This is a genomic window from Psychrobacter sp. H25, from assembly GCF_059076335.1.
This window is the reverse complement of record NZ_JCACRV010000001.1, coordinates 1,710,470-1,727,428: the sequence shown is the minus strand read 5'-3', so window position 1 is coordinate 1,727,428 and position 16,959 is coordinate 1,710,470. Positions and strand designations below refer to the sequence as shown.

General features: G+C 45.6%; 15 protein-coding genes. 14 read left to right on the top strand and 1 reads right to left on the bottom strand.

Annotation, left to right across the window (positions count from 1 at the left end):
- The first annotated feature begins 24 nt into the window (after positions 1–24).
- The 7 genes from AC5JPO_RS06940 (at position 25) to AC5JPO_RS06910 (ending at position 9,149) form a co-directional block, all read left to right on the top strand.
- Positions 25–843 carry a transporter substrate-binding domain-containing protein gene (locus AC5JPO_RS06940; protein ID WP_493853637.1) on the top strand — a complete coding sequence of 273 codons (819 nt, stop codon included), beginning with the start codon at positions 25–27 and terminating at the stop codon, positions 841–843.
- A gap of 131 nt (positions 844–974) precedes the next feature.
- Positions 975–1,889 carry an ABC transporter substrate-binding protein gene (locus AC5JPO_RS06935; RefSeq protein ID WP_493853636.1) on the top strand — a complete coding sequence of 305 codons (915 nt, stop codon included), beginning with the start codon at positions 975–977 and terminating at the stop codon, positions 1,887–1,889.
- Positions 1,890–2,509: 620 nt separating this feature from the next.
- A complete protein-coding gene (locus tag AC5JPO_RS06930; RefSeq protein ID WP_114701215.1) occupies positions 2,510–3,244 on the top strand; it encodes an ABC transporter permease in 735 nt (244 codons plus the stop codon).
- A 12-nt stretch (positions 3,245–3,256) separates the two neighbouring features.
- Positions 3,257–3,982: an ABC transporter permease gene (locus AC5JPO_RS06925; protein ID WP_493853635.1), complete on the top strand. Its 726-nt coding sequence runs from the start codon at positions 3,257–3,259 to the stop codon at positions 3,980–3,982.
- A 106-nt stretch (positions 3,983–4,088) separates the two neighbouring features.
- A complete protein-coding gene (locus AC5JPO_RS06920; RefSeq protein ID WP_493853634.1) occupies positions 4,089–4,805 on the top strand; it encodes a fumarylacetoacetate hydrolase family protein in 717 nt (238 codons plus the stop codon).
- Between the two features lie 358 nt (positions 4,806–5,163).
- The gene (locus AC5JPO_RS06915) at positions 5,164–7,371 is read left to right on the top strand and encodes a PhoX family protein (protein WP_493853633.1); all 2,208 of its coding nucleotides are present in this window, start codon (positions 5,164–5,166) and stop codon (positions 7,369–7,371) included.
- Between the two features lie 284 nt (positions 7,372–7,655).
- Positions 7,656–9,149, top strand: coding sequence for an esterase/lipase family protein (locus tag AC5JPO_RS06910; protein ID WP_493853632.1), 1,494 nt, complete (start codon positions 7,656–7,658; stop codon positions 9,147–9,149).
- Positions 9,150–9,265: 116 nt separating this feature from the next.
- Here the strand turns inward: AC5JPO_RS06910 and hslO are convergent, their stop codons facing one another.
- Positions 9,266–10,246 carry an Hsp33 family molecular chaperone HslO gene (gene hslO / locus AC5JPO_RS06905; protein WP_493853631.1) on the bottom strand — a complete coding sequence of 327 codons (981 nt, stop codon included), beginning with the start codon at positions 10,244–10,246 and terminating at the stop codon, positions 9,266–9,268.
- A 419-nt stretch (positions 10,247–10,665) separates the two neighbouring features.
- Between hslO and AC5JPO_RS06900 the strand changes: the two genes are divergently transcribed.
- The 7 genes from AC5JPO_RS06900 (at position 10,666) to AC5JPO_RS06870 (ending at position 16,903) form a co-directional block, all read left to right on the top strand.
- Positions 10,666–11,637 (top strand): glutamate/aspartate ABC transporter substrate-binding protein, encoded by a 972-nt coding sequence (locus tag AC5JPO_RS06900; RefSeq protein ID WP_493853630.1) that lies wholly within the window; start codon positions 10,666–10,668, stop codon positions 11,635–11,637.
- A 99-nt stretch (positions 11,638–11,736) separates the two neighbouring features.
- Positions 11,737–12,483, top strand: coding sequence for an amino acid ABC transporter permease (locus tag AC5JPO_RS06895; protein WP_319051089.1), 747 nt, complete (start codon positions 11,737–11,739; stop codon positions 12,481–12,483).
- The gene (locus AC5JPO_RS06890; RefSeq protein WP_319051088.1) at positions 12,480–13,148 is read left to right on the top strand and encodes an ABC transporter permease subunit; all 669 of its coding nucleotides are present in this window, start codon (positions 12,480–12,482) and stop codon (positions 13,146–13,148) included. Before AC5JPO_RS06895 ends, AC5JPO_RS06890 begins: the two co-directional genes overlap by 4 nt.
- Positions 13,149–13,298: 150 nt before the next feature.
- A complete protein-coding gene (locus AC5JPO_RS06885; RefSeq protein ID WP_493854021.1) occupies positions 13,299–14,030 on the top strand; it encodes an amino acid ABC transporter ATP-binding protein in 732 nt (243 codons plus the stop codon).
- Between the two features lie 215 nt (positions 14,031–14,245).
- Complete coding sequence (locus AC5JPO_RS06880; protein ID WP_493853629.1) at positions 14,246–14,869, top strand: FMN-binding negative transcriptional regulator; 624 nt, start codon at positions 14,246–14,248, stop codon at positions 14,867–14,869.
- A 95-nt stretch (positions 14,870–14,964) separates the two neighbouring features.
- On the top strand, positions 14,965–15,561 hold the full coding sequence (locus AC5JPO_RS06875; RefSeq protein ID WP_493853628.1) for a DJ-1/PfpI family protein: 597 nt from the start codon (positions 14,965–14,967) through the stop codon (positions 15,559–15,561).
- Positions 15,562–15,661: 100 nt separating this feature from the next.
- On the top strand, positions 15,662–16,903 hold the full coding sequence (locus tag AC5JPO_RS06870) for an FAD-dependent oxidoreductase (RefSeq protein ID WP_493853627.1): 1,242 nt from the start codon (positions 15,662–15,664) through the stop codon (positions 16,901–16,903).
- Positions 16,904–16,959 lie beyond the last annotated feature (56 nt).

Below are 16,959 nucleotides of genomic sequence, written 5' to 3'. Positions count from 1 at the left end.
TAAATATATTAAGGAATAAAAGATATGACAATTTCAATGAGCAAAAAAGCATTGTGGCTGGCGCCGCTTAGCGCAGCAATGCTAATGTTGGCAGGTTGTAACAATAGCGCAGCACCAGAAGAAAGCGCTGAAGCTGATACCGCTACCGAAGCACCTCTAGACATCAAGATTGCCACAGAATCAAGCTATAAGCCTTTTAGTTACACAGACGCTGATGGCAAGCTAATCGGTTATGAGATTGAACTGGTTGACGCATTGTGTGCACAGATGAAAGCTGAGTGTGAAGTGATCTCACAAGATTGGGATGGGTTGATTCCAGGATTGAACGCACAAAAATTTGATGCAGCCATCGCTGGTATGTCGATCACCCCTGAGCGTCAAGAAGTGGTTGATTTTAGTGACCCGTACTTCTATAGCGGCATCATCCTAATTGGCAAAAAAGGCGATGACTTGAGTGTCGATGCGCTAGCAGGTCAGCCAATTGCGTCACAGCGCTCAACGGTATCTTCACAGTATCTACAAGACGAGCATGCAGATGCTGACATCAAACTTTATGACACGCAAGACAATGCGTACCTAGACCTAACGTCAGGCCGAGTACGCGGTATGATGTCTGACAAAGTCACTGGCACTGATTGGCTAAAAACCGAAGCCGGCAAAGATTACGAAATCAAAGGTCAAGAGATTAGCAGTGACGATGATGCGATGGGTATTGCCTTCCGTAAAGGCGATCCATTGGCTGCAAAATTCAATGTGGCATTGGCTGAGCTAAGAGATAATGGCACTTATGACCAAATCACTGGCAGCTACTTTGGTACTAGCTCGACCGCTGCTGCACAGTAAGCAGTCGTCACGGATGGTGTCGAAGAGGTAGTGGTCACCGACGAGGCGGCAACTAACTAAAAGGACGTCTAGCGAGCGAACTCTTGTTCCTCAAAAGGATGTTGTTTAACCAAGAAAACCCAAGGATGATCATGAGCGACCATTGTGCCCCAGCCTGTGCCACGATTGGCAAACCTGTTATGAGTACCATAACGACCAGTCGTCTATCTGTACCGTTGTTTGCACTAGCGACTGTTTTTGCAGTCTCTGGTTGTAGCAACAGTCAAGACAATGCAGGCGATACCGATACAGCGGCAGTCACGAAAGAGGACGTATTACGTATCGGGACTGAAGGGGCGTATGCGCCTTTCAACTATACCAATGCGGATGGGACACTTGGCGGTTTTGATGTTGAGATAGCAGAGGCACTCTGTGCCGATATGCAGGTGACTTGCGAGATTGTAGCGCAAGACTGGGACGGTATTATCCCTGGTCTAAAAGCAGGTAAGTATGATGCGATTGTGGCGGCGATGTCGGTCACACCAGAGCGCGCAGAGCAGGTCAGCTTTACCGATCCGTACTTCAGTAATGCCTTGGTTTTTTTGGCCGAAAAAGACAGTAGCTTCGACCCCAGCAATCCTAGCGATATCGACTCTAATTCGATTGCCGCACAGCGCTCGACTATCTCATCACAGTGGTTTGAAGATACTTACCCGCAAGCTGAGATGAAGCTTTATGATACGCTGAGCAATGCGTTTTTGGATCTTGGGTCGAACCGTGTTGATGCCATGATCTCCGATAAGCTACCAGCGATAGAGTGGCTTAGCTCACCTGCTGGTAGCAAATACGCGCTAAAAGGTGATGAAATTGATATCAATGATAACTTTGCTATAGCGGTACGTCCAGGCGATCCGCTACAGGCAAAAATCAATCAGTCTCTAGCCAATATCAAGGCTAATGGTACATACGATACAATCAATGAGAAGTACTTTGCGGTATCAGCAGCTGAGACGAGCACGGTCAGCACAGAAGCTACTGAACAGCCAGCGGTAGCAGACGCTAGCTGATGTCTAATAGCAATAAAAAATACTGATTCAAAATTACTGTTTTGATTCGCAAAAGGATATCGCTGTCATGGCGATGTCCTTTTTTATCAATTCCTAAACGTACTCTATACTCATAGCATAGTCATCGCTATTCCCCATCCGTTTTACTCAAACTTAGTCAGTCTTTTTCCTGGTTATCAGTCCAAGTGTCTGTTTAGGTACGGTTTAGGCACAGCTTTTACGCGTCAGTATTAACATCACGGCGAGTGAATATGATAAAATCAGCGCTCATTTCTACCGTGTCAATTATCGTAGCGCTAATCGTATTCTTCTGACGTCGTTTTTTGACGCCGACCATTCCTATTGATTTGGTATAAAATACGGTGTTTCGCCGCGTTCAGCTATTGATGCTGATTCTTTTAACTCATATTTTGCTAGGGCGTGTCTTCATTTTAAAAATGGTAATAAAAATGAGATAAATTGCAGTCAAACAAGGAAAATAGCACAAATAATATCGAGATATTAGTCAGCTATTTGACGCCGTTTGGCAAGATTTAGCCGTTTTTAAACCATTTAGATGTCTATCGATTGAATTGAAGACATGCCCTAATTGCTAATATAAAGAGACTGAGTGGATAATCGTGTTTGACTTACAAGGATTTGGCGCGCTTTTATTAAGCGGCGCTACCGTCACCATACAGCTTGCCGTGACCAGTTTAATTATTGGTCTGGGCTTAGGCTTGCTTGGCGCAACCGCAAAGATGTCCAACATCTGGTTACTGCGTAAGCTTGCGACTGTCTATACTGCGACGATGCGCGGTATTCCTGAGCTGTTATTGGTGCTCTTTATTTATTATGGCGGCTCTATATTATTGATGAGCATCCTCAAAAAGTTCGGCTATAACGACTATGTCGAGATCAGCGCTTTTTGGGGCGGTGTTATGGCGTTGTCTATTGCTTTTGGTGCCTATGCGACTGAGATTTTTCGCATGTCCATCCAAGAGATTCCGGTAGGTCAGCGCGAAGCGGCGCAAGCGATTGGTATGCGTCCTTTTCAGACGTTTTATCGCATTACGTTGCCGCAGGTATGGCAGATTGCACTGCCTGGTCTGGGGAATTTGTTTTTGGTATTGCTCAAAGATACGGCATTGGTATCGGTCGTGGGTCTCAAGGACATTATGTATCAGTCTTCACGAGCAGCGCAGTCAACACAGCAGCCATTTACCTTTTATATGGCAGCCGCGATTATTTATTTGGGTCTGACCATGTTGATTACTGGCTTTATGATGTGGCTTGAGTGGCGCGCCAATCCTGCGGCACGCTATGCCAAAAAGATAAGCCGTCAATCCACTCACAGTCAATCGACCATAGGGTAGAGGAGAGATACTATGGATTGGAATTGGCAGGTCATTTTTGATCATATCCCTGACTTACTAGGCGGCGCGGTATTGACCGTACAGCTGGTTGTGATCTCAGGTGTTATTGGGTTGCTCTTCGGCTTGGTTTTGGCATTGTTACGCCTGTCGAAAAACTGGCTCGTACAGATAATCCCGTTTTTATATATCTTCTTCTTCCGTGGTACGCCGTTGCTGGTACAGATATTCCTGATTTATTATGGTTTGGGTCAGTTCGAGGCGGTGCGTGAGTCGTTTTTATGGGAGCCAGTACTTAGCCAAGCATACTGGTGTGCTATCATCGCCTTTACCCTCAATACCAGTGCCTATCTCGCTGAGATTATACGCGGTGCGATTCAGACGATTCCTATTGGAGAGCTTGAAGCTGCTGATGCGCTTGGTATGTCAAAATGGCAGAAGCTTACACGGGTTACACTGCCGCGTGCGTTTGGTATCGTGATACCGGCCTACAGCAACGAAGTTATCTTTATGCTAAAAGGTAGTGCGCTGGCTTCGACCATCGCTTTGATGGATATCACGGGTGTCGCTCGTACAATTAGTGCGCGTACTTATACCTTGATGGAGCTGTTCTTTGCCGCGGGTATCGTTTATTTACTGTTGTCATGGGTGATCTTATTTAGCTTTAGATTGTTTGAAAAGCGCATGAATCGTCATACCAGCTATGTGCCACCAGATGTGGTTACCAATACGATTCCATAGTTAGCAGTTAGCAGTTAGCAGCTGATTATCGAAATCGTTAAGGTGACAGTAGACAAGACAGTATGGATTGCTGATAAGTATTCATCATTTACAGGAAGAGTCTAGTATGAGCCAATCACCACATGTGTCGTTAGCCAATGCTATCGCAGCGGGTGTCAATCAAGAGCAAAGCGTTAATAACCATAACGATAGTCTCCGCGCTACTATTGGCAAAGTGGTCTGTGTAGGCCGTAACTATGCGGCGCATGCTGCAGAATTAGGCAATGAAGTGCCGTCATCGCCAATACTATTTATGAAGCCAGCGTCTTCGGTGGTTTCTATGCGTAGCGATGTGATCCGACCCAATCCAGAGCAGTTTGGCGAGACGCATTATGAGGCTGAACTATGCATTCAGCTATCCGCTGATTTGTCTATGGCGACCATTGAGCAGGCGCAGCAAGCAATCGGCGGGGTGACATTAGGTTTGGATTTAACCTTGCGCGATTTGCAAAGCAAGTTAAAAGAAAAAGGTCATCCGTGGGAGCGTGCCAAGTGTTTTGATGGGGCATGCGTGATTGCCGATTGGCTTGATCCGCAAGCATTTGGCAATCTTCAAAACGTACAGTACCAGCTGACTATCAATGATAAATTAACTCAAGATGGTGATAGTGCTTTGATGCTGTTTCCCGTCTATGAGTTACTGGTCAATATCAGTCGTGCCTTTAATTTGCAGGCAGGCGATGTGATTATGACTGGCACACCAAGTGGCGTAGGCGTCTTGCAAGCAGGAGATAAGCTTACCCTCACGTTGGGCGCTCATGAGTGGACATCACAAGTACGATAGGCTTGCTAAGATAGCTAAAGCCATAATTTTTGATAACGGCTAGCAATGACAGCTTGTAGTAATACATATCAAAAACCCTAAGCAATCGCTTGGGGTTTTTTGCGTTTGTGCTCTTTATATTTTGTGCTCTTTATATTAAGCCTGATTATTACACTATCTTATCTGCTTGATGGTTCTTATTGGCTCAATTGTGCTTAGTTGTCATCGAGCCGACAATTGTCATTATTTTGTCATCTATCGTTCAGCGTGCTGTCATAAAGGATCAGTAGACTTAAGCGGAATTCGTATTTTTGTGGTTGTAATCGCAACGCCGCGACCCATCCTCCGCCAATCTAGCTTAATAGCAAGGTGACTGATAATGACATTATTGAACAATGAGCGAACGCTTGCCCACGAAGTGGTTGAAGACTCAAACCCTACTAACAATACTGATTTTCAGACGATTATCAATCGTCGATTGAACCGCCGAAGCATCCTAAAAGGGGGCACAGGATTGACGGCTGCTGCGTTTTTTGGCGCACTACCATTGGTTGGTTGTAGTGATGATGACGACGGTAATATTGTAGGCAGTGACAATAACGCCGCTATCCCTGCACAAGGGGATTTGAGTCGTCCGGATACGTTGAAATTTGAGGCAGTCGCGCACTCAACTGCGGACACCATGACGGTAGCAGCAGGCTACACCGCTGAGATGATCTTGCCGCTTGGCACACCGCTTATGTCGGGTATTGAGGATTGGAAAGACAACCGCGAACAGTCTGCCGAATCGTTTGAGTGGCGCATGGGCGATAACCACGACGGGATGTGGTTCTTTGGCAAAAAAGGCAATGCCTATGACGCCAAAGCTTCAGAAAATAGCCTATTGGTCATGAATCACGAATACGTCAACAGCAGTGAGCTCAGTCCTTTTGGCTACTATGTCACTCAGGATAGTGATGCGGCTCCTATCTTCAAAAACCGACGTCTTGCAAGCGACGTGCGCCGCGAGGTTAACTGTCATGGTGTCTCGGTGGTTGAGCTCACTCGCCGTGCGGATGGCAACGGCTATGAGATGGTAGCAAACTCAAAATACAACCGCCGTATTACCAGTAGTACGACTGCGCAATTAGCAGGTCCTGTAGCAGGCTCTGATCTGGTCAAAACCAAGTTTGATCCAACAGGCTTTCAGACTCGCGGTATCAACAACAACTGCGGTGCAGGACTGTCACCTTGGGGTACTTATCTGACCACAGAAGAGAACTTTTTGGGAGTGTTCGCCCGTGGACAAGATGCCAGTCAATTGAGTACTGGTGATAACTACGGGCGTGAGCGCTATGGTGCGACAGAGAACTTCCCAGGCTGGGAGTATCTATGGCATACCCCAGATGCAAATGACGCCAAGATAACAGACGAGTTCTCACGCTGGGATATGACGGCCGTCGGTGCCAGCGCCGCTGATGATTATCGCTATGGTTTTAATACGTTTGGTTATATTACCGAGATTGACCCATTTGACCAAAACTCTGTACCGCAAAAACGTACTGCTCTAGGCCGTTTCGCGCACGAAAACTGTGCCTATGCCCCTGTAGAGCAAGGTAAACCAGTGGTGTTCTATATGGGTGATGATGCGCGTGGCGAGTACATCTATAAATTTGTATCTACAGCAGTCTGGTCAAACTCAGATATCGGTGGTGGATTAGCAGCAGGTGATAAGTATCTCAATGACGGCACGCTGTACGTTGCGATCTTCAATGAAGATGGTAGCGGCGAATGGAAAGCCCTCGTTCATGGTCAAAATGGGCTGGATGCATCTAACAGCGTATTGCCGTTTAACGGGCAAGATGAGGTGCTCGTATTCGCTCGCGCTGCTGCTGACGCGCTGAACGCTACTAAGATGGATCGACCTGAATGGGTGTCGGTCAGTCCGATGACAGGCGATGTCTATGTGACATTGACCAATAATAAGTATCGCGGTGAGCGCGATGATCAGCCTGTCTCAGCATCCAATCCTCGCAGTTATAATAATGATGGCAATGACAATGGTCATATCATTCGCTGGGCAGAAGCGGGTGGCGATCATGCTGCAACGAGCTTTGAGTGGGATATCTATCTATTTGGTGCGCCAAATGATCTGTCAGCAGAAAACCTATCTGGGCTGAATGAAAACAACGATTTTTCTTCACCTGATGGCTTGTACTTTGACCCACGCGGCGTTTTATGGATTCAGACAGATGATGGCGCTTATACTGACACCAGTAGCTGCATGCTGCTGGCCGCACTACCGGGTGAGGTCAGTGATGGATCGATGACCACCACATCAGCAGGGCAGTCAACCCGAGTGGGCACATCCGCCAGTAATGACAATATCAAACGCTTCTTCGTCGGTCCTGAGGGCTGTGAAGTTACAGGCATTACTATGGCACCAGATTTCAAAACCTTGTTTATTAATATTCAGCATCCAGGCAATACGTGGGGTGCAGTGGCTGGTGGCAATATTCCTCGTTCCGCGACTGTGATGATCACACGTGATGATGGTGATGTCATACTGGCAGAATCATTCGACGAGACAGATAGCCCGACGCAATAAGCGAAAACAATAAGGCAAAACAACCAGATAAAACAGTCAGATAAGTGATGGTCTATCGCATAACTAAAAGTACTAAAACTATATAAAAAATCCCAAGTTATGGCTTGGGATTTTTGTTTGGGTGTATATGCTGGATAATGCTTTTATGATGACAAAGCCACCGTTTATCATCTATATCTCTCTTTTGGTCACTAATGGACGCTGAAATCAAATCATTCGCTTCTATTTGCGACAGTTAAAGGATAGTATGGAAAACTATCCTTATCGCTAAATGTGTCAATATTATGAGCAGCCCAAATTTGTTTTATAACCCTAGTGTTAGTGACAGTAGCGCTCAAAATGATAGCAATTATACTCGCAATCACCATGAGCTTGATGCGCATTTTTTCTCAGATGCTAGCGTACCGCTGCATAGTGATTGGTATGGGCAGATAGATCAGCTCGAAGCAATCGATATGGATGAGCTGGTCAAGTTGTTGGCAGACACAGACGACGGCAACGAAGCCGTCAAAAAACCTGTCTCTTTGGCGGACTTTTTTGAAGGATTGGCGCAGCTTGCAACAATGGGTGTGGTCGAGATCACTGAAATAGTTGAGGCTATTCACCGTGAGGTTATCTTGCGTCCGATGGGTCGATTCAATGATAAACACCTAAATAAGTGGCAGCGTGGTTTTACCGGACGCATCTATGGCACGATACGCCATATCATGCTCATGGTCGGTAATAATCTAGCCTCTATCCTACGAATATACAAAAACTTCATCGTCCAAAAAACGGCTCAACCATTGCCTGACTCATTAAAAAAATTGGTCAATGTTATCAACGGCGTCATGGGCGATCATTTGGTCAACAATCAAAACGCACTCGCTGTCCCGATGATGTTATACAACAAAGATGGCAGTCCCCAAGAACAGATCCTATCCGGACGTATCGTTATCTTTTGCCATGGTTTGTGTATGAGCCATTTGAGCTGGCATGCACAAGAAAATAACAACCTAGGCGATGCGGTACATGTCAGTCAGCCTGATACTACCGTGCTTTACTTAGATTACAATACAGGGCGACGTATCTCACGTAGCGGTCATAAGTTCTCTCAGCTACTACAGGACTTGGTCGATGATAATCCAGACATCAGTCAGATAGATTTGGTTGGTCACAGTATGGGTGGATTGGTCTCTCGTAGTGCGCTGTTTTATGGTGAGCAAGAGCGCTTGGACTGGATAAAGCGCGTGGGTAATCTCATCACCCTAGGCTCCCCGCATCATGGAGCAGTGCTTGAGCGTATCGGTAATTATGTACAAGACATCATTGCCAAGTTGCCATTTGCAGGCTCACTTGCCAAACTCGGTGACATGCGTAGTGCTGGTATCATTGATTTACGTCACGGCAGTATTCGTGATGCTGACTGGCAGGCATTAGAGGGACGCAGTGTATTACCACAAGATTTCCGCCATCCTGCGCGTCTGCCAAGTGGGATTAAAACCTACTTTGTCGCTAGTGCTTTGCTTGAGACGCATTATGACTCTAAGGTGACCGATCTGCTAGGTGATAGTCTGGTATCAGTGGCATCAGCGCTGGGAGAGGATGATGCTGAGCATGCTTTGTTTGTGCCAGATGGTCACAAAGCGATATTTTATGGTGTGAACCATATGAACTTAATTCATAGTAGACGGGTGCGTGAGCAAGTCGTTGAATGGCTGTTCGACAACGGTCGAAGTGACTATGCCGGACGTCCACGCATACATTCTTATCCTAGAAGCTTGGCTGTGGCGGTGTAAAAAAGCAATTCAACGTAAAAGCAGTCATATACTTTTAAAGTTCTAAAAATAAAAAACCCTCAAGCATGACGCTTGAGGGTTTTTTATGAATACTGATTTATAGTAGGTAAGAAAACTTACTCAGCAAATATTGCTGCTACATCATCTTTATTAAAGGTATAGATTTCACCGCAGAATCCGCAATCCATCTCAAACGTGCCACCTTGCTCATCGATAATGTCTAACGCTTCTGCCTCACCGATTTGCTCGATTGCCATCTCGCATTTTTCGCGTGAGCAGGTACACCCAAAGGCTAAGGGAGCAGGCTCAGGGGCGACGATGTTCTCTTCATGATATAAGCGATAGAGTATTTCGTTGGCATCCAGCGTCGTCAACTCTTCCGCCTTAACCGTACGCGTCAGCACGCTCAGACGAGTCCATAAGTCATCATCGATACCGGCATCTTGGTTTTGCTCAACTTCAGATGTTTCTTCAGCCGTACGCGGTAGCATCTGTACCAATATACCACCCGCTTGTAGGCCGTCAGATGCCAAGTTGATCAATGTCGGAATCTGTGCCGATTGCTTTTGATAATGTGCCAAGCAGTCTGCCAGATTGTCATGGCTACGCTCAACGATACCTTGGTACGGCTCACCGCCATCAGGTTGGATATTGATAAACAAGACGCCTTGCCCCATCGCGCCCAGCTCAGCAAAGGCGTCTTTGGCATGAGTCATGTTGTCCCATGCTTGTATTTGCTCATCTGTCTCACCTTTCCAGCTGGCAAGCGCACGGATGATACCGTCTTGATCGCATTCTGCCATTGCCCAGTTCAGTAGACTATCACTGTCTGACGACTGCAATTGAATAGATAAGCGACCGTTGATTTTGACCGTACTGATGAGCAAACTCGCTGCGGTCAGCATCTCACCCAATAAGCGTTTGATAGCTTCAGGATATGGCTTTTGAGCAATGGTGCTCGCATAGCTGCGTGATAGGCGCACGACGTCGCCGCGCACTGGAGAGTCTTCAATAAAGAAACGTTGGCGAATGTCGTTACTACCATGAGAGTCAGTAATTTGGCTGTCCGTATTTGGGACTTGGGTATCTTGTGTCATAAGTCATTTGTAGTATAAGGAAGTTGTTTGCTTTATGGGGATTGCTGCCGATTTATCAATTGTATTTATCATACTGCGATGACTAGCTTGTATAGCAAAACCCAATAAGCGGTCTAAAGGATAAAGCTATATCTATACAAGCTTTTATTGATCACAGCCTATATAGCCTTTATTGGTTCGAGTTTATAACCTTATAGCAGCAGTAAATTACTGGCGTTTAACCAAAGTATAGATATCTATGTAGATATATATTCTCTCGAAAAAAATTCACCATCGAGTGCAATTTTGTTGTACAGTAACATTAAATTGCATTGTGATAAACAACAGCAACAACCGTACGGATGCGGCGCAGTTAGGTTGTCCAATTAGACCTATGTCGTCCAAGCACTCATTAATCTTGTGATAAAAGGATGTATTTCATGACCTACTCATTTTCTAAACCGTTGACTTTGGCGGCCTTTATGGCACTTGGCTTAGCGGGTTGTAGCAACAGCAGCGACACGAACACTGAAGCGCCTGCAGATGATGCAACCGCGACAGAAACCATGAATGGTACGCTACAAAAAATCAAAGACTCGGGTACCATCGTTGTCGGTCACCGTGACTCCTCTATCCCTTTTTCTTATATTGCTGATGACCCTAACCAGCCTATCGGTTATGCACATGACCTAGAAATGAAGGTAGTCGAAGCCGTCAAGCAAAAGCTAAACATGCCAGACCTTAACATTCGTTATAACCTGGTGACCTCACAAACCCGTATCCCATTGGTACAAAACGGTACGGTAGATTTTGAGTGTGGTTCAACCACCAATAATGAAGAGCGCCAAAAACAAGTGGCATTCTCTAACGGTTTCTTTGAAATTGGTACACGCTTACTGACCAAAAAAGACTCTGGCATTCAAGATTTTGCAGACCTAAAAGGTCAGACTTTGGTGACCACGGCAGGCACGACGTCAGAGCGCTATATTCGTCAGTACAATGATGACAATCAGATGGATACCAACATCATCTCAGCAAAAGATCATGGCGAAGCTTTCTTGATGCTAGAAAACGGCCGCGCTGATGCCTTTATGATGGATGATGTACTGCTCGCTGGTGAACAAGCCAAAGCAAAAAATCCTGATGAGTGGGTTATCGTTGGTGAGCCACAGTCGTTTGAGATTTATGGTTGTATGATGCGTAAAGACGATCCTGAATTCAAAGCAGTGGTTGATGAAGCATTGACCAATGTCTTTAGCTCAGGCGAAATCAATAGCATTTATGACAAATGGTTCTTGAACCCAATCCCGCCAAAGAACGTCAATCTAAACTTTGAGATGTCAGACAACCTAAAAGCGTTGATTGCCAATCCACATGACAGCGCTCAGCCAAAAGTTGCAACGGCTCAATAACGCTCATTGTCCCTCAATATAGCTTGCCTATACGCTCAGATAGCTTGTGATGCTATCTGTGACGTCTAGGCTTATCAATCGCTGCTCGGAGAGACAACCATGAATTATAGCTGGAACTGGGGTGTGCTCTTTGAGCAGACTGGTATCGGTAACGAGCTTTATATCCATTGGATGATTACTGGTCTAGGCTGGCTGCTATTGATTGGTAGTATTGCCTGGACCATCGCTATGGTCGTCGGTACCATCTTTGGTATCATGCGTACGCTACCCAATAAGACTGCTCGTACCATTGGTACGGCATATGTGACGTTTTTTCGTAATATTCCACTATTAGTCCAGTTGTTCTTTTGGTTTTATATTGCACCTGGCTGGCTTACGCCTACGATACAAGAATGGTGGTACAAGGAGTTGTCTCCGAATACCTCAGCCATGCTATCAGCCAGTATCGGTCTGGGTCTATTTACCGCTGCTCGTATCGTCGAGCAGGTACGTACAGGTATTGAGTCACTGCCTGATGGGCAGATCAATGCGGCCTATGCACTAGGGTTTAGTATTCCGCAAGTCTACAAAGAAGTACTACTGCCGCAAGCCTTTCGTATTATTTTACCGCCACTCAGCTCTGAGCTGACCAACTGCTTTAAAAACGCATCTGTCGCCTCGCTTGTTGGGGTGATGGAGCTGATTAGCCAAACCAAAACCATCAGCGAGTACACCCAAAACAGCATTGAGATTTATACCTATGCGACGATTATCTACTTGGTTTTCAATCTGTCCTTGATTGCTATTATGGGACTGATTGAGCGTAAATTGCGCGTGCCCGGGCTCATTGCAGGAGGTCAGAAATGAATATGACCGAATTGGCAACCGCCTATCCTGGTTTGATGGGCGGCATGATCACCACCTTAAAAGTGCTGTTTTTGGCTATTTTGGGCGGTATCAGTCTAGGCACCGTATTGGCATTGATGCGCTTATCAGGCATCAAAGCGCTTGAGATTCCAGCGAAGCTATACGTCAATTACTTCCGTTCTGTACCGCTGCTACTGGTACTACTGTGGTTTTATTTTGCGGTACCGATGATTTATCTGGGGGTAACAGGCAAGTACTTGCAACTTGATGCTGCTTTTGCGTCTTGTGTGGTTGCCTTTATGATGTTTGAGGCCGCTTACTTCTCAGAAGTGGTACGTGCTGGTATTCAATCGATTGGCAGCGGACAGGTCAATGCTGCCAAAGCACTGGGCATGACATATAGACAAACCATGAGTCTGGTTATCTTGCCGCAAGCCTTTCGCAAGATGCTGCCATTGATTTTGCAGCAGTGTATTATTTTATTCCAAGATACCACACTGGTATTTGCGATTGGTTTGACAGATTTTTTCCGTGCCGCATACGTTCGCGGTGAGCTTATGGGATTACTCACACCTTATATCTTAGGTGCTGGTGCTGTCTATTTTGTGATTAGCTTGAGTGCCTCTATTGGGGTGCAGCGTATTCAAAAGCGTCTGCGGTTCTGATGTAGTACTTGATGTGATTTTTTAGATGATGACATCTTAAATAACAGTTATCAAAAACAATGTGGTTAGGAGCCAGTGATGAGCACAGCGGATACATACTTAAATGCCTTTGGCGGACTGGTCACCAACAATGGTCATGCTAGTGATGAGATGGTCATTCAAATGTCCGATGTCAGTAAATGGTATGGAGACTTTCAGGTACTGAAGGAGTGTACCGCGCATGTACATAAAGGGGATGTGGTCGTGGTTTGTGGCCCATCAGGTAGCGGTAAATCAACCTTGATTAAGACGGTCAATGGACTTGAGCCTTTTCAAAAAGGGGAAATCATGGTCAATGGCGTCTCTGTCGGTGACTCAAAGACCAATTTACCCAAGTTACGTAGCCGTGTCGGCATGGTGTTTCAACATTTTGAGTTGTTTCCGCATTTGACGATTATTGATAATCTGACCGTCGCACAGATCAAAGTATTGGGACGCAAAGAAAGCGAGGCCAAGCAGAAAGCTATGGCATACCTAGACCGCGTTGGTCTGACGGTACAGGCAGCAAAATATCCAGCTGAGCTCTCTGGTGGTCAGCAGCAGCGTGTGGCGATTGCTCGTGCACTGGCTATGGATCCTGTGGCGATGCTCTTTGATGAGCCGACATCCGCGCTTGATCCTGAGATGATCCAAGAAGTGCTCGATGTAATGGTCGAGCTGACTCGCGATGGTATGACTATGATGTGCGTGACCCATGAAATGGGTTTTGCCAGTCAGGTTGCCAACCGTATTATCTTTATGGATGAAGGACATGTGGTAGAAAACTGTAGTAAGGATGAGTTCTTTGAAGGTGCAAAAAGTGAACGCGCACAGCAATTTTTATCAAAGATTTTGAATCATTGATCGTATTTTGATTTGCGACTATTGATGGCATTATTTGCAATCGTAATGCTACTAACAGTACCATTAATAGTAAAAAACACGTCCACAAATATACTTTTTACTATTAATGGTTATACAAAGCGCCCTATTAAGGATAGCGAAATGCTCTCTTTGATAGGGCGCTTTGTATTCACTCTCTTTTCTATGGTTATTCAAAAAACGACTTGGAGCTTGCTATGTTTACTCCTAAAGCATTTAAAGAAGAGCGTTTTGATACGATAAAAGCATTTATCAAAGAGCAGCCTCTAGCGACTGTTGTTGTACAAACACAGAATGGATTAGAGGCTTGTCATATCCCCATGTATTGGCAGGATGATGGTAGTGAGTACGGTTGCCTATACGGTCACATCGCCAAAGTAAACGCTTTGAACGACTATGATAATCTCGATGCACCATGGCTGATTATATTTCAGGATGCGGGTCATTACATCAGTCCCAACTGGTACCCAAGTAAAGCAATAACCCACAAAGAAGTGCCGACTTGGAACTATCGTAGTGTGCATATCAAAGGCTCAGTTAGTCTATTGACCGACCCTATGGTATTGACGGAAATATTATCGGAACTCACTCAAGATTTTGAAGCCAATCAGCCTATTCCGTGGTCACTTGATGATGCGCCAGAAAATTATATTCAGGCACTTTGTCGAGCAATTGTGGGTATTCGCATCAGTATTACAGACATTCAAGCACAGTTTAAGCTGAGTCAAAACAAAACAGCTGAAAATAGAGCAGGTGTACTCGCCGGACTGCAACAGTGTAATACGGCAAAGGCAGATGCCATGGCTAAACTTATTCTTTAAAAAAACCGACTTAGAAACACCGATGAAGATAATGATTACGATATTAACGGATTGAATATTGTTTAACGATATCAGCTTAATTGAGGGGCACTATAATGGTCAAGCGAACCGTTGGTATATTACTGTTTAATGAAGTAGAAGTATTGGACTTTGCTGGGCCTTTTGAGGTGTTCTCGTTGGCGGAGAACGGTGCAAGCGATAAGCACTTTGAGGTTATTACTATTGCTGAGCATCAAGCACCGATCTCTGCCAGAAACGGTTTACAGGTTATTCCTGATTATAGTTTTGCCACTCATCCAGCTATTGATGTGTTGGTAGTTCCTGGTGGTTATGGTGCTGAACAAACAGAAATACATAATAAGGCAGTGATTGATTGGATTATTGCCCAAACAAACGTGGCAGTACTGACACTCTCAGTGTGTACAGGTGCCTTGTTACTAGCAAAGGCAGGTTTGCTCGCTGGTAGGTCAGCGACCACTCACTGGATGGATCTGGATAATCTGGCATCATACCCTGATATCATCGTTATTTCTGAACAGCGTTTTGTGGATGCAAGCGATGACACTTGTAGTATTGTCACATCAGCGGGAATCAGTGCAGGCATCCATGCGAGTCTATACTGTATAGAAAAATTAATAGACAGTGGCACCATGCGTGCAACAGCACATCGCATGGCGTTCGATATTGACTAATACACGTGGTTAGATAGGTGAGTGCATGTCTGTTTACTGATACAATAGCTGCCATTATTATCGATAATTAAAAAAATTCCTCATCTATATTGGAGCTACTATGAGCGCAGAAAATCTATCTACAATATCATCAGCATCAGCGAAAACAGGTGTCGTCATCATTGGTGCAGGATTGGCAGGCTGGCATGTGATTGATGCTATTCGTGCCAAAGATAAAGTCATTCCAATCACTTTGATCACAGTGGACAGTGGTGATCGTTATCACAAACCGATGCTGACCATGGCAATCAGTCAAAACAAACGCGCGTCAGATTTAGTAAGGGCGACGGGCGTAGATGCGGCGCAAACAGCAGACGTAACCTTGCTGGCCAATACAGAGGTAACAGATATTGATCCGGTGAGCCAAACCCTACAACTGCGTGCTACCAAGCACTCAGACGACGCACCGACGACCATCGGTTATGAAAAAATGGTGCTAGCAATGGGCGCACATCCTATTTTTCCTAAGAGCTTGCCGCAAGATTTGGTCTGGCATGTCAATCATATTGAGCGTTTCGGTCAGCTACAAGAAAAACTGGCAACCGGCAGCCAACACGTTGCAATCGTTGGTGCGGGTATGGTGGGGACAGAGATTGCAGAAGACTTACTTAAAGCAGGGCACAAAATAACGCTGATTGATCTCAATGATGCGCCGCTATCACAGATGCTACCAGCCAAAGCGACGGCACGTATTGCTAAGGCAGTTGAGTCACAAGGCATCCAGTTCTTGGGTGGTTATCAAGTATCAGCAGTTACCCGTGTTGGCGATAGCAGTGAAAACGATAAGCTGCGAGTAGACTATGCACCATTATCATCGGATGCAGACAACACTGATGCTCAGTCGCTTGAGCCGCTAGTTGTCGATCACGTAATTGCCAGTACAGGTTTGACCGTTGACGCTCAACTGCCGACTGCGGCTGGCGTGGAGTTCGATCGTCGTACGGGTATTGTGGTTGATGCAGCGACACTGCGTACCAACGCGGCGAACATCTATGCCATTGGTGACTGCATGTCTATCAATGGGGTCGCGTGTCGCTACGTCGCACCGCTGCGGGCACAGGCTGCGACCATCGCTGATGATATCTTAGGTCATGAGCATGATGGCTACGATCATAAGCCACCTATGATTCGCCTAAAAAACAAAGCGATCTCTGTGATGGTGACGGGTGTGCCACAAGCGATTGGCAATTGGCAAGTCAAAACCGAAAGTGATGATGAGCTTGTTATGGATTTGCTGGATGAGAATGATGTTGTTAGTGCAACGGTAACGATAAAAGCACCTGCCACTCCTAAATCATCATAATAAACTGGCTTCGAATAAGCACGTTTAAAAACAGCGTTTATGACTGCGCCAGCCCT